This is a genomic window from Achromobacter sp. CSND-B12, assembly GCF_052906545.1.
The window spans coordinates 3,543,940-3,568,102 of the sequence record NZ_JBREGJ010000001.1 but is presented as its reverse complement, the minus strand read 5'-3'; the positions used below and the strand labels follow the sequence as shown (position 1 = coordinate 3,568,102).

The following is a 24,163-nucleotide window of genomic DNA, read 5'->3' as shown; positions in this document are numbered from 1 at the left end:
GACGCGCGCCGGAATTTCACCTAGACCGCCACCACCGGATGGCGCAGCGTGCCGATGCCTTCCACGCACGCCACCACCACGTCGCCCGGCCACAGCCACTCCTGCGGCTTGCGGCCCGCGCCCACGCCCTCGGGCGTGCCGGTGGCGATGATGTCGCCCGGCTCCAGCGTGATGCCGGCGCTGATGTCCGAAATCAGGAACGGCACCTTGAACAGCATGTGGCGCGTGTTCGAGCCCTGCTTCTTCTCGCCGTTGACCGTCAGCCACAGGTCCAGCACCTGCGGATCGGGGATCTCGTCGGCCGTGACGATGCAGGGGCCGAACGGCGCGTAGGTGTCCTGGCCCTTGGAATAGATCCACTGGCCGGCGCGGCGGCAGTCGCGCGCGCTCATGTCCAGCATCACGCTGTAGCCGAACACGTACGACAGCGCGTCGGCCTCGGCCACGCGCGTGGCGCGGCGGCCCATGATCACCGCCAGTTCGACTTCCCAGTCCAGTTGCTGGGTGATCTTGGCGTTGTGCTCGATGGCGTCGCCCGGACCGATCACGGTGGTGGGCGGCTTGGAGAAGATCACCGGCTGCTTGGGCAGGTCGGCCGAGGTATCGAGCGTGCGGCTCGATTCGGCAACGTGCTCGACGTAGTTCAGGCCGATACCGAAGATGTTCTTGCGCGGACGCGGAATCGGCGCCAGCAGCTTGACGTTCTCCTGCGGCAGCGCGGTGCCCACGGGCCAGGCGCCGCGGTACGACTCCATCAGCTTCGAGGCCTGCGCCACGGCTACCGGGCCCAGGTCGATGAAGGCCAGCATGTCGTCCGGCAGCGCGACGCCGCCGGCTTGCCCCAGCAGGGCCAGGTCGATCACATAGCCTTCGGCCAGCGCGCCCAGGCGGGCGGCGGCGGTGGGATGGGCGCGAAAAGTTACCAAGCGCATAGGAACTCCAGGAAATTCAAGACGAGTTGAGACAGGCGCCCGGCTTGCGCCGGGCGGCGGATGAAAATTCAGTGGGGTTGGCGCAGCCGCTAGATCAGTTTCTGGTGGCCGTCGTTGTCCTTGACCGCTTCCTCGCGGTACAGCGCCAGCGCGCGCATCACCGGCAGGTCGTTGAAGCAGAACAGGCACGCGTCGTCGTTGGACGACAGGTTGGCGTGCTCGTGCACGGCCCACGACGGCACACAGAAGATGTCGCGCTCGGTCCAGTCGTAGCGCTTGCCGTCGATGACCGAAAAGCCGCTGCCCTTGGCCACCTGGTAAAGGAAGCTGCCGGTGTGGCGGTGGGCCTTGGTGTGCTCGCCCGGACGCAGCAGCTGCATGCTGGCGCCGATGGTCGGCATGACCGGACCGCCGGTGGCCGGGTTGGTGTATTCCATCAGGATGCCGTCGTAGGGGCTGCCCGCCGATACCCGCGCGTGGCGGCGCAGCGCTTCGTAGGTGGGCTCCCATTCGTACTTGAAGAGCGGCGAATACGGCTTGGTCCAGCCCGCCGTCTGCGGCCGCAGCGCCGCGCTGCCCCACAGCGCGCTGGTGTCGTCCACCGGGTGCGTCACGGTCTGGTTCAGGTCGGGATGCACGGCGTAGAAGCCGGCCTCGAACGCGTTGACCAGCGGGATGTCCAGGCCGTCCTGCCAGATGCAGGTGGTGCCGTCCTCGGCCACGCCGTGCTCGTGCCAGGTGCCGTTGGGCGTGAGCACGAAGTCGTTCGCGCCCAGCGTCATCTTGTGGCCGTCCACCACCGTGAAGGCGCCCTTGCCTTCCATGATGAAGCGCAGCGCCGAATGCGAATGCTTGTGCGCCGATGCCAGTTCGCCCGGCCGCATCACCTGCAGGCCCGAATACAGCCAGCCGACCGCAGCGGCAACGTCGCGCCGGCCCGGGTTGTTCAGGTAGATCACGCGGCGGCCGGCCTCTTCCGGAGAAACCAGCTCGGCCGAGCGCAGCACGTGGCCGCGCAGTTCCTGGTAGCGCCAGACCACCGGCACCGACGCCGAGCGCGGCGCCCACGGCTCGATCTTGTTGGCCACCGTCCAGAGCGCGCCGGTCTCGAGTCGCGCCAGGTCCTGGTAATAGGCGATGCGCTCCGGCGAGTCCGCCACGTTGGCGCGGCCGGCGGTGTCTTCCCGATAGGCGTCGTACCTGTTCGCTTCCATCCCTTGCCTCTTTTTTATAAAAATCAAAAGATTTTCGAAAATATTAGATGCAGCAAAGGAATCGGGCAATGATTGCGCGCTAGGGGTTTTCCTGGGGCCATTGCCCGCCTCAAAAAAAACGGCGACGAATCCGAAAATACTGTACAAAAACACAGTGCGACGTGCTACATTGCGCTCGCCCGAAAAACGTCTTCCAGGAGACTCCTGTGTCCGAAGCCGCTCAAATCGCCCAGACTCACGTCGTCCAGTACATCGTCGTTCCCTACCGCACCGCCGCCAATGGCGTGGCCCCCGGCGAAATCCGGCCCGCCAGCAGCGAGTTCGGCGCCATCCGCATCGCCAACTCCATGGCCGGCAAGTTCGCCGGCGTCGCCGCCTACGAGGTCATGATCGACAAGGAAACCGGCGACATGGAATCGCCGCGCATCCTGGCGCAGATCGGCACCGTGCCGTCGCTCGACGACTGACCTGGCCGCAACCGCCGCGCCAATGCAAACGCCGCCGGCGCCGCATCGCGGTGCCGGCGGCGCATGGACCGCTGAGCATGTGCCCATCCCGCCGAAGTTGGGGTGAGCGGACTGAGAGTGGAGCTAGGGAGGTGGCCGCTTTTTTCGCGTCTGTGGCCGGGTAAGACGCCCAGTCCGCTCAATGCAACCGCGGCGTCCGGCGACGCGCAACCCGCGCGCGCAGCCGGATCGCTGGCCGCCGCTTAGAAGCGGTGACGCACGCCCACCATGCCGACGGTGCTCTTGAGGCCGTCGATGAACGCGAAGTTCGTGGCATACGAACCCAGCGCGTACAGGTTGGTGCGCTTGGACAGGTTGTAGGTGTAGCCCAGGCTGTAGATGTTCATCGTGTCGTCGCCGCCGGTCAACGAGGTGTTGTTGGCGTCGGCGCGCTGCCACGAGAACAGGACATTGCCGGCGCCGCCAACCGGGGCCGACAGGCCGACCAGGTACGAGTTCGACTTGAAGTCCTTGGCCACGGCGTTGCTGCTCAGGCTCTTGCCTTCGGGGCTGCCGCTGCCGAAGGCGTTGAGCGACTGGCCGGTGAACCAGCCGTCACGCGTCTGGCCGTAGGCCAGCGCCAGCTTGATCACTTCGAAGTCGTACGAACCGCCGATGATCCACTGCTTCGGCTTCTCGTCGGTGCCGAGCTGGTTGGCCATGTTCAGCTGGTCGTACGTCAGGGCCACGTTCAGCGGGCCGTTGACGTAGCGCAGGCCCGCGGTGATGGCGCGGGTGTTCTCCGCGGTGCGGAAGCCAACTTGGCTGGTCGTCGGGCGACCCGTGCTCTGATTGATACGACCGTCCTTGGTGTCATCGGCGCTGAACGAGTAGCCCAGGCCGAACTGGAAGCCGCTGAACGACGGGGTCTGGTACATGACCATGTTGTCGTGGCGGACCGTGTTGGCGGCGCCGAAGGCGGCGCCAACGTTGGCCTGGCCGTAGCTGGCGCCGAACGGATCGATCGCGCCGATGTACTTCGAGGCGATGTTGGTCTGGCGGCCAAATTCCAGCAGGCCCCACGAATCGCCCTTCAGGCCGACGGTGGCCTGGCGGCCGAACAGGCGACCGCTCTGGCCCGACTGGCCGTTGGCCGAGTTGAAGCCGCTTTCCAGCGTGAACACGGCGCTCAGGCCGTCGCCCAGGTCTTCGGCGCCGCGCAGGCCCCAGCGCGAACCGCTGGACACGCCGTTGGACATGCCGACCTTCGATTCCTTGTAGCCGTCGTTGCCCTTGATGCGCTGGAAGCCCACGCCGGTGTCGATCAGGCCGTACAGGGTCACCGAGGTTTCAGCATGCGCCACGCCGGACAGCGCGGCGAACAGAGCGGTGACGAACAGAGTCTTTTTCATTACAGATTCCCGTTGATTGAACAGACATGCGCATGCGGGTCGGCACGCAACACGAGCGGCGATTCCGCGCATGACCGGAACGAATTCTAGGAACGCTGTATGTCAGTTTTTGGGACCTCGGCACACGCGGATCATCATCGATGAAAATCGGACGAATTTGTGGCGCGAGCCCGACACCCAAGCCACATCGGGGCTTGCGCTCCGGTGTGTCACAACGGTGTGCTATTTGAAGAGCAGCGCCGGCGCGGTCAGTAGTCCCGTCAGTAGTCCCATATGACCGGCACCCAGCGAAAGGCCTCGCCATCGATCGCCACCCGGCCGACGGAGGGGAACGGCAGATGGGCGGCCACCAGCAGCCCGCGGTTCTGCGCCAGTTCCTGGAAAAGACGGAGCCGCACGCGGGCGGATTCCTCAGGGTCGTGCTCGAAGCCGTTGTGCCAGTCGGGATGATCGAAGCCCACGGGGAATATCGCGTCGCCGGCAAAGGTCAGCCGCTCATCGCCGCCGATCAGGTCGACCACGCTGTGTCCCGGGGTATGTCCGCCGGTGATGCGCACGACCACGCCGGGCGCCACTTCGTGCCGGTCCTGGAAGATCCGCAGCCGGTCGCGGTATTCGTTGTAGAAACTGGTCGCGGTCGACCTGAGCACGGCAGGCACCGGCTTGGGCATGACCGTATGGGAGAAGTCCGGCGACGTCCAGAACGCGACCTCGGTCGCGGACACGTGGATGCGCACGTCGGGCCGCAGGCGTTCCTTCACGCCATCGACCAGCAGGCCGCCGACATGGTCCATGTGCATGTGCGTGATGATCACGTCCGTCACCGACTCCAGCGCGATGCCGGCGTCCTCCAGGCGCTGGGGCAATTGGCCGGCGCGCGGAAAGCCCGGGAACTGCCCGCCGAGGCCGGCGTCGATCAGGATCGTCTGGTCGCCGCTGCGGGCCACCATCACGTTCAGCGGCCAATCGAAGGCGTCCGGCGGCATGAACATGTATTGCAGCCACCGCGCCAGATCGGCGGGATCGGCATTGGTGGCCATGGTCGCGGTGGGCAACGGCAGCACGCCATCGCTGATCACCAGCGCATCGATCTCGCCCACCCGCAGCGCATAACGCGAGGGCACCAGATCGTGGGGAGGCCGGACGCCCGGATCGGACAGGCTGCTGAACGGCAGGGTTTGGGTTGCGGATGGCATGACGGGATCTCCAGAGAGGCGGTTGGATCAGGCTCGCGACAGCGCGGGCAGGTCGGCATTGACGCGATCCTGCGGGGTGGCGGCAAGGCCTTGCGGCGTGCCGGAAAGGCGATGGAGGCATCCTAGGGGTGGCGCGTCCCTGGCGGTAGGCTCGCGGCGGGAAGCATGCTGTTGTGCGCGACGCACCACTGCGCATCGCCAGGCGTTCGCATCGGCGTTTTCCGCTTGTCGCGGCGCGTCTCGCTGCGGCAAAATAGCCGCCTGCCACATCCCCTTCCCTTCGCGTCCACCCCTGCCATGACCGATTCGGTGACCCTGTTCGACAGTCATCGCCCGCGCCTGTATGCGATCGCGTACCGCATGCTGGGCGAAGTGGCCGAGGCCGAAGACGTGGTGCAGGACGCATGGCTGCGTTGGCATGGCGCCGACCGCGGCGCCATCGAAAATCCCGAAGCATGGCTGGTCACCGTCGCCACCCGCCTGTCCATCGACCGCCTGCGCCTGGCCAAGGCCGAGCGCGCCCATTACGTGGGCGTCTGGCTGCCCGAACCCATGTTGATGGCCGCGCCGTCCACGCCGGAGCAGCTGCACGAACTGGCCGACAACGTGTCGGTGGCGTTTCTGTTCATGCTGGAGCGCCTGTCGCCGGACGCCCGCGCGGCCTTCCTGATGCGCGACGTGTTCGACGCCGACTATGAAGACATCGCGCAGACGCTAGACAAGAGCCAGGCGGCGGTGCGCCAGCTCGTCCGAAGGGCGCGGCAGCAGTTGCGCCAGGGCACCCCGCGCGAAGCCGTGCCAAGGGCGACGCTGCAGCGCCTGCTGCAAGCCTTCGCCGACGCGATGCAGCGCAGCGATTTCCATGGCCTGCATGCGCTGCTCAGCGACGATGCCGAACTCATTGGCGACGGCGGCGGCAAGGTCGGCAGCTTTGCCAGCCTGGTGGGAGGCAAGCGCCTGGCACAGCTGTTCTACGCGGGCAAGCGCCGGTTCCGCGATGCGTTGCGCACCGAGGTGGTCCTGGTGAACGGGCAATGGGCCCTGCTGCGCTTCATCGATGGCCAACTGGAATCCGTGCAGTCCTATGAGACCGATGGCGAACGCCTGACGCGGGTGCTGGTGCAACGCAACCCGGACAAGCTGGCGCGCATCGCGGCGGCGCTGGCCCGGGGCTGACCACTGCCCGCCGCCCGCCGCCCGCGTTGGTGCGCCGCGGGCAACACGGTGATCCCCTGCGCGGACCTACCGCCGGGCCTGCCGCACTTCTACGATCGACCTGTCACCTTTCAACCAAGGACAGGCCATGTCGAGAATCGCGAAGTTCGCACTCCCCCTTATTGCCGCCGGCGCATTGCTGGCCTCGCCGGCCCACGCCGCCTCCCACCACGCAGCCACCGCCGGGCCGGCCAATCCGGTGGTCACGGAATTGATGGCCAGGAACCTGCCGGACATTCCCGGCAGGGACGCCCTGATGCTGCTCGTCGACTACCCTCCTGGCGGCGCCGACCCGGTCCATCGCCACGACGCCCATGCTTTCGTCTATGTGCTCGAGGGCAGCATCGTCATGCAGGTCAAGGGCGGCAGGGAAGTGACGCTGACCGCCGGCCAGACGTTCTACGAAGGGCCGGACGACATTCACACCGTAGGCCGCAACGCCAGCCAGACCAGGCCGGCCAGGTTCCTGGTGGTCCTGATCAAGAAGCAGGGCGCCCCCGCCCTGACACCCGTCGAATAGGCGGTCGGCGGTTCGGAGGCGGCCCGGAGCGGGCCCACGCGCACGCGGGCCTTGCCTCTAGGGAAAGCCCGTACTTTTTGCGGACGATGTCACAAAGTTGCCCGGTGTGCCGTCTTGAGGGGTAGGACCCACCCACTCACCGAGCCACCACCATGTCGACACTCTCATCCGCCTCGTCGGCCGCGCCCCGCTCCACCGCGCCGGACTCCCTGGCCGACAGCTTTGCAACCAGCTACGCGGGCGTCGTGGCCTTCATCGCCGTCGCCGCGGAAGGCAACTTCGCCAAGGCCGGCGACCGCCTGGGCATCGGTCGCTCGGCGGTCAGCCGCAGCGTGCAAAAACTGGAAGACCAGTTGGGCACCCGCCTGTTCGTCCGCACCACGCGCAGCACCTCGCTGACCCTCGAGGGCGAGCGCTTCTACGAACAATGCCATCCCGGTGTGGAACGCATCGTCCAGGCCCTGGACGACATGCGGGAACTGCGCGAGGGCCCGCCCGCGGGTCAATTGCGCGTGTGTTCCACCGTGGGTTTCGGCCGCAAGGTCGTCGCGCCGCTGCTGCAAGGGTTCCGCCACGCCAATCCTGATATTTCGGTGGAACTGTTGCTGGACGACGGCCCCACCGACTTCACCACCGACCGCGTCGACCTCTCGTTCCGCAACGGCCGCATGGAAGACAGCCAGGTAATCGCCAAGAAAGTGATACCCATGCAGATGATGCTGTGCGCCGCCCCCGCCTACGTCGCCCGCCATGGCCTGCCGGACAGCGTCGACGACATCGCCGGCCACCGCTGCGTCAACTTCCGGCTCGCCTCCGGACGCGTATATGAGTGGGAATTCAAGGTCGGCGGCCAGCTGCGCAAAGTCGCTCCGCCCGCCATGCTCACCTTCAATGACGCCGACCTGGTATTGCAAGCGGTGCTGGACGGCCATGGCATCGCGCAGATGGCCGGCTATCAGGTCTGTGATCACCTGCGCGCCGGCACGCTGGTGGCGTGCCTGCCGCAATACGCGCCCGACGACCGCGGACACTACCTGTGTTTCCTGAGCCGCCAACACCTGCCGGCGCGCATGCGGGTCTTCATCGACTACATGACCGAGCGCATCCGCGCGCTGGACCTGCAGATTCTCGACAGCCTGCTGTCGGCGCCGGCCTGAATCGCTATTGCGTCAACGCCACCACGCATTCGATACCGCCCTGCGCCATCTTGGCGTAAGGACACAGGCGTTCCGTATTGCGCACCAGCTCCTCGGCCACCGCCCTGGCCACGCCAGGCAGGTGGATGTTGATGTCCGCTGACAGCGCGAACAGGCCATCGACGGGATCGCGGCCAAAGGCGATGATGGCCGTCACCGAGACATCGGCAATGGCCAGGCCGGCGCGCTCGGCCAGCATGCTGAGCGCACCGTGAAAACAAGCCGCATAGCCCGCGGCGAACAGTTGCTCGGGGTTGGTTCCTCCGCCCGGGCCGCCCAGTTCGACAGGCAGGCGCAGCTCGACCTGCAACGCGCCGTCATCCGACATGGCGATGCCGGAGGCGCGGCCATGCGCGGCCTCGCCGCCCCGCACCGTCACGCTGGTGGCGTACAGGGGTTGGAAATCACCGCCCCGGTACTTGTCCAGGAGCGCCTGCGCAGGCGGCCGCGGTCTGCTCATGGAAGTCTCCGCGCGCGCCGCTACTTGCCCGAACCCGAACGGCTGAACCACGTTTCGAAATCGATCGCGCCCAGGCGCGGGCCGGGGCCGGGCACCAGTGTCGTATCGTCGAGCAGCGCCCCGAAATAGCGCGCGCCCGCGTCCGCCCGCAGCGTGCGTGAGTCGCCGATCCTGTCCATGTAGCGCCGCGCCAGTTCGGCCAGGCGCAGGCGCTCTGGCCCGGCGATTTCCACGATGCCGTTCACCGGCGGCGCCAGCGTGGCGTCGGCCATGGCCAGCGCCACGTCGTCGGACGCGATCGGCTGGACGTAGGCGGGCGACAGGCGCACTTCGCCATCCTGGGTGCCCGACTGCACGATGCCGCCCAGGAATTCGAAGAACTGCGTGCTGTGAACGATGGTGTAGGGAATGCCGGCCGCCCGGATCAATTGTTCCTGCGCGATCTTGCCGCGGAAGTAACCGCTTTCGGCCAGCCGGTGCGTGCCCACCACCGACAGCGCGACATGGTGGCGCACGCCGGCGCGAGCCTCGGCGGCCAGCAGGTTGCGCCCCGAGGTCTGGAAGAATTCCAGCACGGCCCTGTCTTCGAACGACGGCGAGTTGGCCACGTCGACCACGGTCTCGACCCCGACCAGCGCCGCGTCCAGGCCTGCGCCGGTGATCGTGTCGACGCCGGTCGCGGGCGACGCGGCGACAGCGTCATGGCCCCGTTCGATGAGCAATTTGACGAGCTTGGAGCCGATCAGGCCCGTGCCGCCGATGACCAGGATTTTCATGGCGCGCTCCTCAGTTGAACTTGGCCTTGTCCAGGCCATAGGCCTTGTCGGCCGAGCCGGGCACGGTCCGGAAGCCGACGTTCAGGCGATTCCAGCCGTTGATGGACATGATGGCGAAGCTGAGGTCGCTGATCTCCTTTTCGGACAGTTGCGTGCGCACGCGCTCGTAGACCTCGTCGGGCACGCCCTGCGCGCCCAGCGTGGTCAGCGCCTCGGTCCAGGCCAGGCAGGCGCGCTCCCGCGGCGAGAACTCGGTGGATTCGCGCCAGATCGTCACATGGTGCAGGCGCAGCTCGCGCTCGCCACGGATCTTGGCTTCCTTCACGTGCATGTCCAGGCAGAAGCCGCAGCCATTGAGCTGCGATGCCCGGATCTCCACCAGCGACAGGATGGACTGCTCGATCGCGCCGGACTTCAAGAGCATGCCGAACTCGACGAATTTCTTGAACAGTTCGGGCGATTGGGCGAAAGCGTTCAGGCGTTGACTCATGGTGACTCCTTCAGGGGGTTGGGCAGGTCCAGGCAGCGTGGCGCGGGACGGTGCGCGCGCTGGAACGACACCCGGATCGTAGGTCGGCCTGAACCGCGGCAGAAGGCCCGGCCAGGGGATCATGGTGTTGCCTCGGCGACAACAATCAGCGGATGGACGCCATGGCCTCGCTTGGTCGGTTGAACGCGCACAACCAAGCCGGTATCATGACGTCGGTTGTCTGATCCCCGGATCAGCGCTGCTTGTTGTCCAGCCCCCCGCGGCTGTTCCCCCGCCTCGCGCACTCCGACGCCCCGCCTCCTCGCGGCATTCCCCAGCGTCGCCACTTTTCCCCGTTTTTCCCCCGTTTTCTTTCCATTTACCTCCACTCGCATCTGCACGGGAGAAGGCATGTCCTGTTCCAGAACCATTGCCGACGTCGGCAACGGACGCCACTTGCTGTCCGCACTTTCCCTGTCCGTGTTTTTCGTCGGCGCGAGCGAGTTCATGCTCGCGCCGATGTTGAACCCGTTGGCCGACGCCTTTCGCGCCAGTCCGGCCCAGGCCGCGTGGCTGATTTCCAGCTACGCGTTCGCCTACGCCATCGCGGCGCCGATCCTTGGCCACCTATCGGATCGCGTCGATCGGCGCCGGCTGTTGCTGGCCGGCCTGCTGTCATTCGCGATCGACGGCGTCGGCGTCGCGTTGGCGCCAACCCTGGAGGTCGCGCTGGCGCTGCGGATTTTCGGCGGCCTCGCCTCCGCCGTCATCATTCCGAACGCGTTCGCGCTGGTCGCCGAAAGCATGCCGCGCGACCGCCAGGCCGCGGCCATGGGCGTCGTCATGCTGGGCATGACGGCGGGCATCGCGATGGGGCCCGCGCTGGCCGGCCTGCTGACCGACTGGATCGGCTGGCGCGCACCGTTCCTGCTGACGTCGGCGGGCTGCCTTGTCGCCTGCGTTGTCAGCGGCATGTCGATACCGCGTGGGCACGCCGCGCGCGCGCCGCGCCAGCGCAGCGCAGTACATTGGCTGCGCGCGCGGGCCATCGTGCGTCCGCTGTTGGCCAAAGGGCTCTGGAACGGCGCGGGCGTGGCCGCCTTTCTGCTTTCGGGGGAAATCCTGCGCGCGCGCTATCAGTTGGACGTGGCTCAGGTCGGCCTGAGCGCAACGGCGTTCGGCATCGGGCTGGGGGTCGGCAACCTTTCCACCGGTGCGCTGCGCCGGCTGGGCTGCGGAGAAGAAGGCGCTTTGGTCATCACCACCACGCTGCTCGGTGGCTGCGTTGCGGCGTTCTATCTTCTGCCATTGCCACTGCCCGGCGCGCTGGCCTGCCTGGCGGCGTGGGGCGCCGCGCTGGGCGCGGGCGCGCCGCTATCCACGGCCGTATTGGCGAAACGATCGGATCGGGACAAGGGCGCGGTGCTGGCCGCGGCGGAGACGCTGAACAACGTGTCCATTCTGTCGCTGGTGCCGCTGGCGGCGCCGTTGCTTGCGTCTGGAACAGCCAATCAGGCCGCCGGCGTGCTGTTGGCCGGCCTGGGCATCGGCATCGCATTGACCATCCGCGACGCCGTTGCGGCAACGTGATGATGGGCCATCGAATTGGTCGATGGCGCGCCCGACAGGAATCGAACCTGTATCAAGAGCTTCGGAAACTCTCATTCTATCCATTGAACTACGGGCGCAGCGCAAGGAGGCGGTATTGTACCCAGTTTTGCGCAATCTGCATGAAGTGGATCAATTCGCCGGGCAAACTGCGTGAAAACCCCGTCCGGACGTTGGACGCGTGTCCGTGACACCGTTATATAATCCAGCGTTTGCTTGCAAGGCGGTCTGCTTTTGCCGCCCTTTGTGCAGTACTGATTTTCTGTTGCCGCCGCCAGGCGCCCCGGTACCCGTTAGCAGGATTTGGTCATGAGCAACGAGCAGGAACACATAGAAGAGCACTCCTCCCCCATCAAGACCCCGAAGCAACTGATCGTCACGGTCATACTGGCCTTCGTGGTGCCTATCGCCATCATCATCCTACTGGTGAACATGGTCGCCTCGGGCTCCAAGGTCGGCGCCGGCTCGGATACGCTATCCACCGAAGCCGTCACCAAACGCATTGCCCCCGTCGCCGGGTTCGCGCTGGTCGACGCCAACGCGCCCAAGGTCTTCAAGACCGGCGAACAAGTCTTCCAAGCCGTCTGTACGGCCTGTCATACCGCCGGCGTGGCCGGCGCTCCCAAGGTGGGCGACAACGCCGCCTGGGCGCCCTTCATCAAGTCCGGTTTCGACGCAATGATGAACGTCGCGCTGCATGGCAAGGGTGGCATGCCCGCCAAGGGCGGCAACCCGACGCTGTCCGACTTCGAGGTCGCGCGCGCCGTGGTCTACATGGCCAACAAGTCGGGCGGTTCGCTGCCGGAACCGGCCGCGCCGGCTGAGGAAGGCGCCAAGAAGGAAGGCGACGCCGCGCCGGCCGCTGCGGCTCCGGCTGCCGCGCCCGCCCCGGCCGCCGCCGCCCCCGCTGCTGCTGCCCCGGCCCCCGCTGCTGCCGCGCCTGCCGCCGCACCGGCACCGGCCGCCGCGCCGCAACAGGCCGCCACGGTCAATCCCGCTGGTGAAAAGCTCTATAAGAGCGTCTGTTTCGCCTGTCACGCCACCGGCGTGGCCAACGCCCCCAAGTTCGGCGACAAGGCCGCCTGGGAGCCCTACATCAAGACCGGCATGGACGCCATGGTCAAGGTCGCGATGCAGGGCAAGCCGCCCATGCCGCCCAAGGGCGGCGCGGCCAACGCTTCGGAAGACGACATCCGCGCGGCGGTCCAGTACATGGTGGATGCGGCCAAGTAAGCGCTACCCTTCGCGCCGCGCGACCGCGAGTCCCGCGGGCCCGAAAAAAAGCCCCTCGATGCATCGAGGGGCTTTTTTGTTTCCGGCGGCGCTTCGCGTCAGTCGGCGGCCGAGGTCTTGAGCAGCGACATGCCCAACTGCACGCGGCGCTGCAGCCACAGGCTGGGACGGTAGCGCGGGTCGCCCGTGACGCGCTGCATGCTCTTGAGGATCTCGAGGATGCGTTCGGCGCCCAGCGCATCGCCCAGGGCCAGCGGGCCCACCGGATATCCCAGGCCCAGGGTCACGGCGCGGTCGATGTCTTCCGGCGTGGCGATCTGCTGTTGCGCGATATCGGCGGCGATGTTGACGATCATGGCCACGATGCGCTGCGCGACGAAGCCCGGCGAATCCTCGACCACCGACACCGGCACGCCGTCGCCGGCCAGCAGCGCGTGCGCGGCATCGCGCCATTTAGCCTCGGTTGCCGGCGACACCATCAGGGTGCGGCGCTTGGCCTTGTCGAACGCGTGCAGGGTATCGAGGCCGACGCAGCGCGCCGGATCCAGCCCTTGCGCCGACGCCGTGGTGGACACGTCTTCACCGAACGGCGTGACGATGATGAGCGCATCGGCCGCCGGCGTGGAACCGGACACCAGCGGCGCGCCCAGCTTTTCCAGCAGCGCGGTGGCGCGCGCGTAACCTTCCGCGTGGCGCGGGCTGACCCAGACCTTCAGGCCTTGCGGCAGCGCCGGCACGGGCGGCTCGGCGGGCACTTGCTTCTGGCCGTCGACATACTTGTAGAAGCCCTCGCCGGCCTTGCGGCCGATCAGGCCGCCGGCCAGACGCACGGTGGTGATGGGCGACGGGCGAAAGCGCGGCTCGTCGAAGAACTGGCGGTAGATGGATTCCATCACCGGATGCGAAACGTCCAGCGCGGTCAGGTCCAGCAGCTCGAACGGCCCCATGCGGAAACCGGCCTGCTCGCGCATGATGGCATCCACCTGCGCGAAGCTTGCCACCGATTCCTGCGCCACGCGCAGGCCTTCGGTATTCATGCCGCGACCGGCGTGGTTGACGATGAAGCCGGGCATGTCCTTGGCGCGCACCGGCGTGTGGCCCATGCGGCGCGCCAGTTCGGCCAGCGCGTCGCCGGTCTCGGGCGCGCTGCGCAGGCCGTCGATGACCTCGACCACCTTCATCAGCGCCACCGGGTTGAAGAAGTGATAGCCGGCGACGCGCTGCGGCAGCTTGCAGGCGGCGGCGATGGCGGTGATCGACAGCGACGAGGTGTTGGAGGCCAGGATGCAGTCATCGGCCACCACGCCTTCGAGCGCCGCGAACAGGTCGCGCTTGACGTCCAGGCGCTCGACGATGGCTTCGACCACCAGCTGGCATTGCGACATGTCGGTCAGCGCGGTGGCGGACTCGACCCGCTCCAGCGCGGCCTGCGCGTCGGCGGCGGTCAGCTTGCCCTTCTGGGCCAGCTTGTCCCAGGTCTGGCGCAGCGACTCGCGCGCGGCGGCCACGGCGTCGGCGCTGGTGTCGTACAAGCGCACCCGCAAGCCGGCCTGCGCCGCGATCTGGGCGATGCCACGCCCCATGGCCCCGGCGCCCACGACGCCGATGGTTTGAATCTCCGTCATCAACTTCTCCTGCCTGTCATTGGAATGGTGTGTGCGCCGCGCGCCGCGGGGATCAGGACGGGCTTTGCGCCAGCGCCCGGATCTCCGCGTCCGACAGCCCGAGCTTTTCGGCCAGCACCTGCGCGGTGTGTTCGCCCAGCATGGGCGGGGCGCGACGGTATTCGACCGGGCTGCCCGAGAACTTCAGCGGACTTGCCGCCATGGGCACGGTGCCCGCGGTGGGATGCGGCAGTTCGCGCTTCATGCCGCGCGCCAGCACCTGCGGGTCTTCGTAGACCTGGTCGAGCGTATTGATCGGGCCGGCCGGCACGCCCACGGCCTCGAGCGAGGCGAGCCAGTGGTCGCGCGCGCCGGTGGCCATGCGTTCGGCCAGCAGCGGCACCAGCGCCTCGCGGTTCTTGACGCGCTGCGGGTTGGTGGAGAAACGCGGGTCGGCCGAGAGTTCGGGCAGGCCGATGGCGCCGCAATAGTTGCGGAACTGGCTGTCGTTGCCCACGGCGACGATCAGGTGGCCGTCGCTGGCGGCGAAGACCTGGTACGGCACCAGGTTCTGGTGCGCGTTGCCGGCGCGGCGCGGGGCGTTGCCGGAGGTCATGAAGTTCAGGTTCTGGTTCGCCAGCATGGCGACCTGGCAATCCAGCAGCGCCATGTCGATGTGCTGGCCCAGGCCGCTGACCGAGCGCTCGTGCAGCGCGGCCAGGATGCCGACGGTGGAGTACATGCCGGTCATCAGGTCGGCCACGGCCACGCCCGCTTTCTGCGGGCCGCCGCCGGGCAGGTCGTCGCGCTCGCCGGTGATGCTCATCAGGCCGCCCATGCCCTGGATCATGAAGTCGTAGCCGGGGCGGCTGGCGTAGGGGCCGGTCTGGCCGAAGCCGGTGATGGAGCAGTAGATCAGGCGCGGGTTCGCTTCCTTGAGGCTGGCGTAGTCCAGACCGTACTTGGCCAGGCCGCCGACCTTGAAGTTCTCGACCAGGATGTCGCTCTGCAAGGCCAGTTCACGCACCAGTTCGGCGCCGCGCGGCGAGGCGATATCGAGGGCGACGGAGAATTTGTTGCGGTTGGCCGAGAGGTAGTAGGCGGCCTCGGTGGTGTCGTTGCCGGCCGCGTCCTTCAGGTACGGGGGGCCCCAGGCGCGGGTGTCGTCACCGGCGCCGGGGCGCTCGATCTTGATGACTTCGGCGCCGAGGTCGGCCAGGTTCTGGGTGCACCAGGGGCCGGCGAGAACGCGGGTCAGGTCCAGGACGCGGATGCCTGTCAGGGGAGCGGGACGTTGCGACATCTTTTATCTTTTCGCCAGAGAGGATTGGGTCAGTGGGGATATTAGCCGGTGGGGGCTTGGGTGTGTTGGGGTGGTCGTTTTGGGTGGACGCGATTGGGTTCTTTAGACGCCCTTTGCTGTGGGGCGCGGGGTGCGGGGGGCTACGATTGCGGTCCGGAGCGTTCGCTCCGGACTGCCCCTTACTCATCCTCGTCCTCGCCTGCGGCGACTCCTTCGGATTCCGTCGGGCGCATCTACACGCCCCCCGCACCCCGCGCCCCACAGCAAAGGGCTGCACTGAAGGCTCATGACGGGCGCTGGGATGGGCGGTGTGCTTGGCATTCTGGTGACGACCATCGGGGGGGTGGAGGACCTTCACGATGCATGGCGACCTGCCCTATTGCTCCAGTGTTGAGGTGTCGGCATCGGGGGGTGGCGGGTGGATGCCCGCCACGCCTTCGCACGGCTTAGCTATTGGCCTTGATGACCTCGCGGGCGATGACCAGTTGCTGGATTTGCGAGGTGCCTTCGAAGATGCGGAAGAGGCGCACGTCGCGGTAGAAGCGTTCCACGGCGTATTCGGACATGTAGCCGGCGCCGCCGTGGATCTGGACGGCGCGGTCGGCGACGCGGCCGACCATTTCGGTGGCGTAGAGCTTGCAGCAGGCGGCCTGCATGGTGGTGTTCTCGCCGCGGTCGCGCAGGCGGGCGGCGTCCAGCACCATGCAGCGGGCGGCGTAGAGTTCGGCCTGGCTGTCGGCGATCATGGCCTGGATCAGCTGGAACTCGGCGATGGGCTGGCCGAACTGCTTGCGTTCGGTGGCGTATTTGACGGCGTCGCGCAGCAGGCGGTCGGCGATGCCGACGCACAGGGCCGAGATGTGCAGGCGGCCCTTGTCCAGCACGCGCATCGAGGTGCGGAAACCGTTGCCTTCCTCGCCGCCCAGCAGGGCCGAGGCGGGGACGCGGCAGTTGTCGAAGACCACGTCGCTGGTGAGCGCGCCGGCCTGGCCCATTTTCTTGTCGGGCTTGCCGATGATGAGGCCAGGCGTGCCGGCTTCGACCAGGAAGCACGAAATGGAATTGGCGCGGCGTTCGGGCGCGGTGCGCGCCATCACCGAGAACAGGCCGGCGATGGGCGCGTTGGTGATGTAGCGCTTGGTGCCGTTGAGCACGTAGTGGTCGCCGTCGCGTTCGGCCGACAGGCGCAGCGCCATGGCGTCGGAGCCGGCGTCGGGTTCGGTCAGCGCGAACGAGCCGATCAGTTCGCCGCTGGCCAGGCGCGGCAGGTAACGGGCGCGCTGTTCGTCGGTGCCGGCCAGCACGATGGCCTGCGAGCCGATGCCGATGTTGGTGCCGGCCAGCGAACGGAACGCGGGCGAGGTCTGGCCCAGTTCGAACACCACCTTCACTTCTTCTTCCATCGTCAGGCCCAGGCCGCCGTGGTCGGGCGAGATCGACAGGCCGAACAGGCCCAGCTCGCGCATTTCGGCGACGATGTCCGGCGGCACCTGGCCGCTGGCGGCCAGTTCGTCCTCGGCGGGAATCAGGCGTTCGTGCACGAAGCGGCGCACGGCGTCCAGCAACAGGGTCAGGGTTTCGGTGTCCAGGGCCATGATGTCAGTCTCTCGGGAGTGCGGGGCGGCGGCGCTCAGGGGCGCATGCCGCCAACCAGTAAATCGAAATAGCCGGCGGCGATGGTCTCGGCGCTGTCGCCCTGGCCGGGCTTGTACCAGCGCACCATCCAGTTCAGCATCGACAGCACGGCGCGGCCGGTGGCGGGCACGTCCAGCGGCCGGAACGCGCCTTCGGCCACGCCCTGCGCGATCAGGTCGCGCAGGCGCTTCTCGTAGCCGTCGCGCAGCCGGGCGGCGTCCTCGCGCTCGGGCAGCGCCATGCCGGAATAGCCGATCAGCATGGTGACGAACTCGGCGTGGTGCTGCTCGAAATAGCGGGCGTGGCCGACCATGAAGGCGCGCAGGCGGGCGGCGCCGCCCTCGGCGCGCGCCACGTCCTGGCCGACGCTCTGGTTCAGGCCGCTCAACACCGCCAGGATGATGGCGTCGTAGATGTCCTGCTTGGTGGTGAAGTAGTGATAGATGGCGGCCTTGGACACGCCAATGGCGGCGGCCAGGTCCGACACCGAACTGCCGTCGTAGCCGCTGCGCGCGAACAGCTTGGCGGCTTCGGCCAGGATGCGTTCGCGCGGCGCCGCCAGGGTCGGCGGGCGGCCGGCGCGGGCGCGTTTGGTGGCGGGGGCTGCGGAAGTCGCCATGAGGGAACCTGGTGAGGCGGCGTCGAGGCAGGCAATGCCGGACCGCGGGCGGTCCCGTTCCATTGACAGCGGTTCGGCGCTTGCCGTTAAATAAAGATTAATTAATTACCGGACGGTCGGTAGGTAATTGTAGGCACATCCCTTTCCGCCATGCAAGCGCGGCTTGGGCGCTCAACCCGAAACCACACGTGACGCCGTTATGCCCCACTCCCTCGTGACAGATCTGTATGGCCAGATGTCCCTGCCGGTCATCAGCGCCCCCATGTTCATCGTGTCCAACCCGAAGCTGGTCGTCGCCCAATGCACGAGCGGCATCGTCGGTTCGTTTCCGGCGCTCAACGCGCGTCCGCAGAGCCTGCTGACCGACTGGCTGGACGAGATCCAGGCGGGGCTGGCCTCGTACCGCGAGGCCAATCCGGGCGCCGCCGTCGCGCCCTACGCCGTCAACCAGATCATCCACCAGTCCAACGACCGGCTCGAACAGGATCTGGCGGTGTGCGCCAGCCACCGCGTGCCGCTGATCATCACCAGCCTGCGCGCGCCCGGCGACCTGGTCAAAGGCATCCACGACTGGGGCGGCAAGGTGTTCCACGACGTCACCACCATCCGCCACGCCGAAAAGGCGCTGGAAGCGGGCGTGGACGGGCTGATCCTGGTGTGCGCGGGCGCGGGCGGCCATGCCGGCACGCTCAGCCCGTTCGCGCTGGTGTCCGAAGTGCGCCGCTTCTACGACGGCCCGCTGATCCTGTCGGGCGCCATCACCTCGGGCGCCCAGGTGCTGGCCGCGCTCGCCATGGGCGTGGACTTCGCCTACATGGGCACGCGCTTCATCGCCAGCGAGGAAGCCAACGCCAGCGAAGGCTACAAGTCCGCCATCGTCGAGGCCAGCGCGGCCGACATCCTCTACACCCCGTTCTTCACCGGCATCCCCGGCAACTACCTGAAGGCCAGCATCAGCGCCGCCGGTCTCGATCCGGCCAACCTGCCGCAGCCGGACAGCGGCGCCTCCAACTTCGGCTCCAGCCGCGTCAAGCCGTGGAAGGACATCTGGGGCGCGGGCCAGGGCGTGGGCAACATCGGCAGCGTGCAGCCGACGCGCCAGATCGTCGACACGCTGCGCCGCGAGTACGCCGAGGCCAAGACCCAGCTGGCCGCCAGGACCTTCGCATGAGCGCCGGGCTGCGGGTCACGCGCGACGGCGCGGTGCTGACGCTGGTGATCGACCGCCAGGACCGCCGCAACGCGCTCGACACGGCCACCTACGCCGCGCTGACCGAACAGCTCGCGCTGGCCAGCGCCGACACCGGCGTGTCGGCGGTGATCCTGGCCGGCGCCGGCGAACACTTCACCGCCGGCAATGACCTGCGCGACTTCCAGGCCGAGCGCGGCGCCGGCGACAGCGCCGGCCTGACCTTCCTGCGCGCGTTGACGCAGGCCGACGTGCCGGTCATCGCCGCCGTCGAGGGCTATGCCATCGGCATCGGCGTGACGCTGCTGCAGCATTGCGACTTCGTCTACATCGGCGAAGGCGCCACGCTGCGCATGCCGTTCGTGGCGCTGGGCCTGTGCCCCGAGGGCGCGTCCAGCCTGCTGATGCCGCGCCTGGCCGGCGCCCGCCGCGCCGCCGAATGGCTGTTGCAGGGCAAGGCGTTCTCGGCGCGGGAAGCCTGCGAGGCCGGCCTGGCCACCGCGGTCACCGCCAAGGGCGGCGCCCTGGCTGCCGCGCAGGCCACCGCCGCCAGCCTGGCCAAGCAACCGCCGGCCGCCTTGCGGCTGACCAAGGCCATGCTCAAGCGCCCGGAGCGGCAGGCGATCCAGGACACGCTCGATTACGAGGCGCAGCAGTTCCGCGCCCGCCTGCAGACGGAAGAGGCGCAGGCCGCCTTCGCGGCGTTCTTCAAGAAGTGAATCCGGCACGGCCGGGCGCCTTGCGCGCCCGCCGCGCCGCATGCGACGCCTGGGCCGGGACGCTTGGCCAGATCCCGCCCGGCGCGGGGCCGGACGCGGCCGGCAACCGCCCTTGTCAGAACGGCGAGTCGGGCCGGAAGTTCGGCGCCCGCCGCTCGCGCAGCGACTGCACGCCTTCGCGCACGTCCGGGCCGCCGAATCCCATGAATTCCAGCGCCAGCGACGTATCGAAGGTCGGGCCGGCCATGCGCAGCCAGTTGTTCAGCGAATACTTGGTCCAGCGGATGGCGGTCTGCGAGCCGGCCGCCAGACGGTTGGCGACCTCGAAGGCGCGGCCGATCAACTCGGCCTCGTCCACGCACAGCGACACCAGGCCAATACGCTCGGCCTCTTCGCCGCTCACGGTTTCGCACAGCATCAGGTAGTACTTGGCGCGCGCCATGCCGCACAGCAGCGGCCAGACGATGGCGGCATGGTCACCGGCGGTAACGCCCAGGCGGGTGTGGCCGTCGATGATACGGGCATCGCGCGCGGCGATCGAGATGTCGGCCAGCAGGCCGGCCACCAGCCCCGCGCCCACGGCGGCGCCGTGCATCGCCGAGACGATCGGCTTGCTGCAGTTGATGATGTTGTAGACCAGGTCGCGCGCCTCGCGCCAGACGCGGGTGCGCACGTCGAAGTCCTCGGCCATCTGCTGCACCAGGTCCAGGTCGCCGCCGCCCGAGAAACCCTTGCCCTCGCCGCGGATCACCACCACCCGGGTGTCCGGGTCGGTATCGATATCGCGCCAGATGTCGGCCAGCTCGCGGTGCATGCGGTCGTCGGCGGTGGACAGCTTGCCCGGCTTGCCGTCCTTGGAGCCCATGATCAGCTCCAGCACGCCGTTGGGATGGCGGCGCAGCTTGAGGGACTCGTAGGCGGAATAGTGTTCCAGCGTGATATCGGTCATCGTCGTCTCCGGTGGCGCGGGCGGAAGGCCGCGCGTTTTGGGGCACTATAGTGGATAGCCCCTGCCCCGACGATCCCGGAGCCTCAGCCCATGAACACCCCCGATTCCTTCTTTGCCGGCGAGATCCGCCGCGACGATCTGCCCGCCCTGTTCGCCGCGCGCGGCCCGGACACGCACAAAGGCAGTTTCGGCACCGTTGGCGTCGTGGGCGGCGGGCGCGGCATGGAAGGCGCGGCGCTGCTGGCCGCGCGCGCCGCGCTCAAGACCGGCGCCGGCAAGGTGCTGGTGGGCTTCGCCCAGGACGCGGCGCCGCTGCCCTGCGACCCGCTGCAACCGGAACTGATGCTGCGCGACGCGCGCTCGCTGCTCGACACGGACTGGGGCGTGACCGCCTGGGTTGCCGGGTGCGGCATCGGCACCGGCCCGAGCGCGGCCAACGCCCTGTCCGAGCTGTTCGTTCTGCGCCATGGCGCGCCGCTGGTGCTGGATGCCGACGGCCTGAACCTGCTGGCCAACGGCGGCATCCGGCCCAACTGGGGCGACGGACCGGTGGTGCTGACCCCGCATCCGGCCGAGGCGGGCCGACTGCTCGGCCTGGACACCGCCCGCATCCAGGCCGACCGCCCGGCCGCCGCCCAGGCGCTGGCGCGGCGCTTCGGCGCCTGGGTGGTCCTGAAGGGGGCCGGCACGCTGGTCTGCGCCCCCGACGGCACCTGGCACCGCAACACCAGCGGCAACCCGGGGCTGGCCACGGCCGGAACCGGGGACGTACTGGCCGGCATGCTGGGCTCGTTATTGGCTCAGCGCCTGCCCCTCGAGCAGGCCGTGGCCGGCGCGGTCTGGCTGCATGGCGCGGCCGCCGACGCTCTGGTGGCCCGGGGCATCGGGCCGATCGGGCTGACCGCGGGCGAGCTGGCGGATGCCGCCCGGGGCCTGCGCAACGGTGGACCGATAGCCTAAGTCCCCGGCGGCAAATACATTTTTACAACATACTAGGGTTTTCCCCTAAAAACGCGTTGCTTTTGATTTAGGGTTATCCCTATAATGGTTTACCCCAAGACGAAACGGACTGGAGAAAACCATGAGCGAACTGACCCTGAACCACACTGCCCGCCTGACCGACGCGCTGGAGCGCGACCTGCTCCGCGGCGCCCTCGAGAACCAACCGAATTCCCACCCGCTGACCAACCTGAAGAAGGCTGGCAAGGCGATCGCCGCCGCTGTCGCCGCCGTATTCGCCTTCATCGACGAAGTGAACGAGTCGATGAACAAGGCCCGCGCCGCCAGCTCGCGCTTCTCCGGTTCGCAGTGGTAAGAACAGCCGTGCCGGACTGAGTCGCGACCGATCTCCCGCGATTCAGCCTGGCGCGCTGCCGCTGTGACGCCCGCCGCCGATGCGGCGCCCGTTGCATCGGACCCGGCGTCCGGGGCCTTTGGCCTTTCCCCTCTCCGGGCGCCATCGCGCCGCGCCGGCCCCACTTGCGGGGCCTCCGCGTCGCCCTCCACGACGCAATTCCCCTGTCGCCCCAGTGCGAAGCCGTCCCGAAGCGGGACCGCCTCGAACTGGGGCGATTGGCATTTTTCGCGCGGCTTCGCCCGCTATTCCCCCTCTCGGCGTTTACCCTGACGTCGGCCCGGCGCGCATTGACAGCGCGCGAAGCCCCTACCGATAATCGGCCCCTTGCCGTCGTGCCTGGCGCCAAAAACACCGCAAGCCCCCCGGCCGACGTTGCGTTTCCCCGGTAGGCCCGCCCCTGTTCCGCGCCGCCAGCACGATCCGGTTCGTTCCCCATCCGGAGTTGTCACCATGAAGTTGCGCACCACCCTGGCCCTCGTGGCCGCCGCCATTCCCTTGGCCGCTGCCCAGGCCCAGACGCTGAAGATCGGCCTGTCCGCCGAACCCACCTCGGCCGACCCCCACTACCACAAGATGACGCAGAACGACGCGTTCTCCGCGCACGTCTACAGTTCGCTGGTGGGCCGCAGTGCCGACATGAAGCTGGTGCCCGCGCTGGCCACATCCTGGAAGAATCTGGACGACCTGACCTGGGAATTCAAGCTGCGCGACGACGTCAAGTTCTCCAACGGCAAGCCGTTCACGTCCGAAGACGTGCTGTTCACGATCTGCCGCACGCTGAACAACGAGACCAACGTGTCGCAGTCCTACATGGACACGACCAAGCTGATCACCGACGTGCAGACGCCGGACGCCCACACCGTCATCATCAAGACCGGCGCCCCCTTCCCGCTGATGCCCGCCGAAATGGCGCGCTCGCTGCCGATCATCTGGAACGGCATCGTCGAGCACGGCAAGCTGACCTTCGACCCGAAGAAGGGTTGCGGCGTGACCGGCCCGTGGCCCACGGTGGCCGACTTCAACAACGGCAAGGACGCCATCGGCACCGGCCCGTACACCCTGAAGTCGTACGTCAAGGGCACCGGCATCGAACTGGTGCGCAACGAGAACTACTGGGGCCCGAAGCCCTACTGGAAGGAAGTGAAGTTCGTGCCCGTGCCGGCCGCCGGCCCGCGCCTGACCGGCCTGCTGTCGGGCGACTTCGACATGATCGAGAACCCCGCCGCGCGCGACCTGCAGCGCCTGAAGGACAACCCCAAGTTCGGTTTCGTGGCCACGCCCTCGACCCGCCTGGTGTTCTTCCAGCCCGACGTGGCGCGCAACCCGAGCCCGTTCGTCAAGAGCGCCGACGGCAAGAACCCGCTGCAGGATCTGCGCGTGCGCAAGGCGATTTCGATGGCCATCGATCGCAAGACCATCACCGCCCGCATCATGGACGGCATGGCCACCCCGGCCTACCAGTTCATGCCCGACGGCATGTTCGGCGCGCTGCCCAAGGCCCCGGAAATCAAGTACGACCCGGAAGGCGCCAAGAAGCTGCTGGCCGAAGCCGGCTACCCCAACGGCTTCGAGCTGACCCTCTCGTCCACCAACGACCGCTACGTCAATGACGGCCAGGTGGCGCAGGCCGTGGCCCAGTACCTGGCCCGCGTCGGCATCAAGACCAACGTCGACGCCATGACCGCCTCGATCTACTTCCCCAAGCGCGCCAAGCGCGAGTTCAGCTTCTCGATGGGCGGCTGGCCGGCGGAAACGGGCGAAGCCTCGGCGCTGTTCCAGCTGTGGGTCGCCTCGCTCGACTCGCCCAAGAGCCTGGGCACCAGCAACTACGGCGGCTTCACCAACGCCGATTTCGACAAGGTCTACAAGCAGGCCATCGTCACGGTCGACGCGCCCAAGCGCGAGAAGCTGCTGCAGGAAGCCACCCAGATCGCGCTGGACAACGTGCCGCTGATCCCGCTGCACTTCGAAAGCAGCATCTGGGCCTTCCGCAAGGGCATCTCCTACGAAGGCCGCCGCGATCAGTTCACGCTGGCCACCTCGGTCAAGCCCGACGCCAAGTAATCCGGCGCGGGACATGAAAACGGCTGCCCCAGGGCAGCCGTTTTTGT

The 24,163-nt window shown here is 67.8% G+C and carries 22 protein-coding genes, 1 tRNA gene and 1 pseudogene; 11 read left to right on the top strand and 13 right to left on the bottom strand.

What is annotated here, in order from left to right:
* Nucleotides 1-20: 20 nt before the first annotated feature.
* On the bottom strand, nucleotides 21-932 hold the full coding sequence (locus ACUTAG_RS16770; protein ID WP_020925409.1) for a fumarylacetoacetate hydrolase family protein: 912 nt from the start codon (nucleotides 930-932) through the stop codon (nucleotides 21-23).
* A gap of 89 nt (nucleotides 933-1,021) precedes the next feature.
* Entirely contained in the window at nucleotides 1,022-2,146 is a 1,125-nt protein-coding gene (locus ACUTAG_RS16765; RefSeq protein ID WP_006386812.1) for a cupin domain-containing protein, read from the bottom strand.
* 206 nt (nucleotides 2,147-2,352) lie between these two features.
* Here ACUTAG_RS16765 and ACUTAG_RS16760 point away from each other — a divergent pair, with 206 nt between their 5' ends.
* Nucleotides 2,353-2,613: a hypothetical protein gene (locus ACUTAG_RS16760; protein WP_006386811.1), complete on the top strand. Its 261-nt coding sequence runs from the start codon at nucleotides 2,353-2,355 to the stop codon at nucleotides 2,611-2,613.
* Nucleotides 2,614-2,855: 242 nt separating this feature from the next.
* Here the strand turns inward: ACUTAG_RS16760 and ACUTAG_RS16755 are convergent, their stop codons facing one another.
* Together ACUTAG_RS16755 and ACUTAG_RS16750 are read right to left on the bottom strand one after the other, a co-directional pair.
* Complete coding sequence (locus tag ACUTAG_RS16755) at nucleotides 2,856-4,004, bottom strand: porin (protein ID WP_006386810.1); 1,149 nt, start codon at nucleotides 4,002-4,004, stop codon at nucleotides 2,856-2,858.
* Nucleotides 4,005-4,264: 260 nt separating this feature from the next.
* Nucleotides 4,265-5,200, bottom strand: a complete 936-nt coding sequence (locus tag ACUTAG_RS16750) for an MBL fold metallo-hydrolase (protein WP_020925411.1) — start codon at nucleotides 5,198-5,200, stop codon at nucleotides 4,265-4,267.
* A gap of 297 nt (nucleotides 5,201-5,497) precedes the next feature.
* On the opposite strand from ACUTAG_RS16750, the gene ACUTAG_RS16745 reads away from it, so the two are divergent.
* From ACUTAG_RS16745 to ACUTAG_RS16735, 3 genes are all read left to right on the top strand, one after another.
* On the top strand, nucleotides 5,498-6,376 hold the full coding sequence (locus ACUTAG_RS16745) for an RNA polymerase sigma-70 factor (protein ID WP_148317685.1): 879 nt from the start codon (nucleotides 5,498-5,500) through the stop codon (nucleotides 6,374-6,376).
* A 127-nt stretch (nucleotides 6,377-6,503) separates the two neighbouring features.
* Nucleotides 6,504-6,935, top strand: coding sequence for a cupin domain-containing protein (locus ACUTAG_RS16740; protein WP_104413783.1), 432 nt, complete (start codon nucleotides 6,504-6,506; stop codon nucleotides 6,933-6,935).
* Nucleotides 6,936-7,087: 152 nt separating this feature from the next.
* On the top strand, nucleotides 7,088-8,092 hold the full coding sequence (locus ACUTAG_RS16735; RefSeq protein WP_024067564.1) for a LysR family transcriptional regulator: 1,005 nt from the start codon (nucleotides 7,088-7,090) through the stop codon (nucleotides 8,090-8,092).
* A 4-nt stretch (nucleotides 8,093-8,096) separates the two neighbouring features.
* On the opposite strand, the gene ACUTAG_RS16730 is transcribed toward ACUTAG_RS16735, so the two are convergent.
* The 3 genes from ACUTAG_RS16730 to ACUTAG_RS16720 are packed head-to-tail and all read right to left on the bottom strand — an operon-like array spanning nucleotide 8,097 to nucleotide 9,857.
* The gene (locus ACUTAG_RS16730) at nucleotides 8,097-8,591 is read right to left on the bottom strand and encodes an Ohr family peroxiredoxin (RefSeq protein ID WP_446650250.1); all 495 of its coding nucleotides are present in this window, start codon (nucleotides 8,589-8,591) and stop codon (nucleotides 8,097-8,099) included.
* 20 nt (nucleotides 8,592-8,611) lie between these two features.
* On the bottom strand, nucleotides 8,612-9,367 hold the full coding sequence (locus tag ACUTAG_RS16725) for an SDR family oxidoreductase (protein WP_020925415.1): 756 nt from the start codon (nucleotides 9,365-9,367) through the stop codon (nucleotides 8,612-8,614).
* Nucleotides 9,368-9,377: 10 nt separating this feature from the next.
* Nucleotides 9,378-9,857 carry a carboxymuconolactone decarboxylase family protein gene (locus ACUTAG_RS16720; protein ID WP_148317687.1) on the bottom strand — a complete coding sequence of 160 codons (480 nt, stop codon included), beginning with the start codon at nucleotides 9,855-9,857 and terminating at the stop codon, nucleotides 9,378-9,380.
* 390 nt (nucleotides 9,858-10,247) lie between these two features.
* On the opposite strand from ACUTAG_RS16720, the gene ACUTAG_RS16715 reads away from it, so the two are divergent.
* Entirely contained in the window at nucleotides 10,248-11,426 is a 1,179-nt protein-coding gene (locus ACUTAG_RS16715) for an MFS transporter (protein ID WP_148317688.1), read from the top strand.
* Between the two features lie 23 nt (nucleotides 11,427-11,449).
* Here ACUTAG_RS16715 and ACUTAG_RS16710 read toward each other — a convergent pair.
* A tRNA-Arg gene (locus tag ACUTAG_RS16710) sits at nucleotides 11,450-11,524 on the bottom strand.
* Nucleotides 11,525-11,753: 229 nt separating this feature from the next.
* On the opposite strand from ACUTAG_RS16710, the gene ACUTAG_RS16705 reads away from it, so the two are divergent.
* Nucleotides 11,754-12,677: a c-type cytochrome gene (locus ACUTAG_RS16705; protein ID WP_024067561.1), complete on the top strand. Its 924-nt coding sequence runs from the start codon at nucleotides 11,754-11,756 to the stop codon at nucleotides 12,675-12,677.
* 98 nt (nucleotides 12,678-12,775) lie between these two features.
* Here ACUTAG_RS16705 and ACUTAG_RS16700 read toward each other — a convergent pair.
* The 4 genes and pseudogenes from ACUTAG_RS16700 to ACUTAG_RS16685 all read right to left on the bottom strand — a co-directional run.
* Nucleotides 12,776-14,311 (bottom strand): annotated as a pseudogene (locus tag ACUTAG_RS16700) (3-hydroxyacyl-CoA dehydrogenase); the annotation flags it as partial.
* Between the two features lie 43 nt (nucleotides 14,312-14,354).
* Nucleotides 14,355-15,584, bottom strand: a complete 1,230-nt coding sequence (locus ACUTAG_RS16695) for a CaiB/BaiF CoA transferase family protein (RefSeq protein WP_148317690.1) — start codon at nucleotides 15,582-15,584, stop codon at nucleotides 14,355-14,357.
* A gap of 446 nt (nucleotides 15,585-16,030) precedes the next feature.
* Nucleotides 16,031-17,179: an acyl-CoA dehydrogenase family protein gene (locus ACUTAG_RS16690; RefSeq protein ID WP_006386797.1), complete on the bottom strand. Its 1,149-nt coding sequence runs from the start codon at nucleotides 17,177-17,179 to the stop codon at nucleotides 16,031-16,033.
* A gap of 35 nt (nucleotides 17,180-17,214) precedes the next feature.
* Nucleotides 17,215-17,838, bottom strand: coding sequence for a TetR/AcrR family transcriptional regulator (locus tag ACUTAG_RS16685; protein WP_006386796.1), 624 nt, complete (start codon nucleotides 17,836-17,838; stop codon nucleotides 17,215-17,217).
* A 199-nt stretch (nucleotides 17,839-18,037) separates the two neighbouring features.
* Here ACUTAG_RS16685 and ACUTAG_RS16680 point away from each other — a divergent pair, with 199 nt between their 5' ends.
* Nucleotides 18,038-19,009 (top strand): NAD(P)H-dependent flavin oxidoreductase, encoded by a 972-nt coding sequence (locus ACUTAG_RS16680; protein ID WP_054508058.1) that lies wholly within the window; start codon nucleotides 18,038-18,040, stop codon nucleotides 19,007-19,009.
* The gene (locus tag ACUTAG_RS16675) at nucleotides 19,006-19,746 is read left to right on the top strand and encodes an enoyl-CoA hydratase-related protein (RefSeq protein WP_047993049.1); all 741 of its coding nucleotides are present in this window, start codon (nucleotides 19,006-19,008) and stop codon (nucleotides 19,744-19,746) included. Before ACUTAG_RS16680 ends, ACUTAG_RS16675 begins: the two co-directional genes overlap by 4 nt.
* A gap of 115 nt (nucleotides 19,747-19,861) precedes the next feature.
* Here ACUTAG_RS16675 and ACUTAG_RS16670 read toward each other — a convergent pair whose 3' ends face one another.
* The gene (locus ACUTAG_RS16670; protein ID WP_020925438.1) at nucleotides 19,862-20,695 is read right to left on the bottom strand and encodes an enoyl-CoA hydratase/isomerase family protein; all 834 of its coding nucleotides are present in this window, start codon (nucleotides 20,693-20,695) and stop codon (nucleotides 19,862-19,864) included.
* Between the two features lie 90 nt (nucleotides 20,696-20,785).
* On the opposite strand from ACUTAG_RS16670, the gene ACUTAG_RS16665 reads away from it, so the two are divergent.
* The 3 genes from ACUTAG_RS16665 to ACUTAG_RS16655 all read left to right on the top strand — a co-directional run bounded on the left by ACUTAG_RS16665 (nucleotide 20,786) and on the right by ACUTAG_RS16655 (nucleotide 24,116).
* Complete coding sequence (locus tag ACUTAG_RS16665) at nucleotides 20,786-21,655, top strand: NAD(P)H-hydrate dehydratase (RefSeq protein WP_020925439.1); 870 nt, start codon at nucleotides 20,786-20,788, stop codon at nucleotides 21,653-21,655.
* Nucleotides 21,656-21,776: 121 nt separating this feature from the next.
* On the top strand, nucleotides 21,777-22,010 hold the full coding sequence (locus ACUTAG_RS16660) for a hypothetical protein (protein ID WP_020925440.1): 234 nt from the start codon (nucleotides 21,777-21,779) through the stop codon (nucleotides 22,008-22,010).
* A 492-nt stretch (nucleotides 22,011-22,502) separates the two neighbouring features.
* On the top strand, nucleotides 22,503-24,116 hold the full coding sequence (locus tag ACUTAG_RS16655; protein WP_006386791.1) for an ABC transporter substrate-binding protein: 1,614 nt from the start codon (nucleotides 22,503-22,505) through the stop codon (nucleotides 24,114-24,116).
* Nucleotides 24,117-24,163 lie beyond the last annotated feature (47 nt).

Coding starts and splice junctions, on each gene's coding strand:
- ACUTAG_RS16670 (WP_020925438.1), bottom strand. CDS start 20,695: ATGACCGATATCACGCTGGAACACTATTCCGCCTACGAGTCCCTCAAG.
- ACUTAG_RS16730 (WP_446650250.1), bottom strand. CDS start 8,591: ATGAGCAGACCGCGGCCGCCTGCGCAGGCGCTCCTGGACAAGTACCGG.
- ACUTAG_RS16695 (WP_148317690.1), bottom strand. CDS start 15,584: ATGTCGCAACGTCCCGCTCCCCTGACAGGCATCCGCGTCCTGGACCTG.
- ACUTAG_RS16735 (WP_024067564.1), top strand. CDS start 7,088: ATGTCGACACTCTCATCCGCCTCGTCGGCCGCGCCCCGCTCCACCGCG.
- ACUTAG_RS16720 (WP_148317687.1), bottom strand. CDS start 9,857: ATGAGTCAACGCCTGAACGCTTTCGCCCAATCGCCCGAACTGTTCAAG.
- ACUTAG_RS16725 (WP_020925415.1), bottom strand. CDS start 9,367: ATGAAAATCCTGGTCATCGGCGGCACGGGCCTGATCGGCTCCAAGCTC.
- ACUTAG_RS16755 (WP_006386810.1), bottom strand. CDS start 4,004: ATGAAAAAGACTCTGTTCGTCACCGCTCTGTTCGCCGCGCTGTCCGGC.
- ACUTAG_RS16665 (WP_020925439.1), top strand. CDS start 20,786: ATGAACACCCCCGATTCCTTCTTTGCCGGCGAGATCCGCCGCGACGAT.
- ACUTAG_RS16690 (WP_006386797.1), bottom strand. CDS start 17,179: ATGGCCCTGGACACCGAAACCCTGACCCTGTTGCTGGACGCCGTGCGC.
- ACUTAG_RS16765 (WP_006386812.1), bottom strand. CDS start 2,146: ATGGAAGCGAACAGGTACGACGCCTATCGGGAAGACACCGCCGGCCGC.
- ACUTAG_RS16740 (WP_104413783.1), top strand. CDS start 6,504: ATGTCGAGAATCGCGAAGTTCGCACTCCCCCTTATTGCCGCCGGCGCA.
- ACUTAG_RS16750 (WP_020925411.1), bottom strand. CDS start 5,200: ATGCCATCCGCAACCCAAACCCTGCCGTTCAGCAGCCTGTCCGATCCG.
- ACUTAG_RS16685 (WP_006386796.1), bottom strand. CDS start 17,838: ATGGCGACTTCCGCAGCCCCCGCCACCAAACGCGCCCGCGCCGGCCGC.
- ACUTAG_RS16705 (WP_024067561.1), top strand. CDS start 11,754: ATGAGCAACGAGCAGGAACACATAGAAGAGCACTCCTCCCCCATCAAG.
- ACUTAG_RS16715 (WP_148317688.1), top strand. CDS start 10,248: ATGTCCTGTTCCAGAACCATTGCCGACGTCGGCAACGGACGCCACTTG.
- ACUTAG_RS16675 (WP_047993049.1), top strand. CDS start 19,006: ATGAGCGCCGGGCTGCGGGTCACGCGCGACGGCGCGGTGCTGACGCTG.
- ACUTAG_RS16680 (WP_054508058.1), top strand. CDS start 18,038: ATGCCCCACTCCCTCGTGACAGATCTGTATGGCCAGATGTCCCTGCCG.
- ACUTAG_RS16745 (WP_148317685.1), top strand. CDS start 5,498: ATGACCGATTCGGTGACCCTGTTCGACAGTCATCGCCCGCGCCTGTAT.
- ACUTAG_RS16660 (WP_020925440.1), top strand. CDS start 21,777: ATGAGCGAACTGACCCTGAACCACACTGCCCGCCTGACCGACGCGCTG.
- ACUTAG_RS16655 (WP_006386791.1), top strand. CDS start 22,503: ATGAAGTTGCGCACCACCCTGGCCCTCGTGGCCGCCGCCATTCCCTTG.
- ACUTAG_RS16770 (WP_020925409.1), bottom strand. CDS start 932: ATGCGCTTGGTAACTTTTCGCGCCCATCCCACCGCCGCCGCCCGCCTG.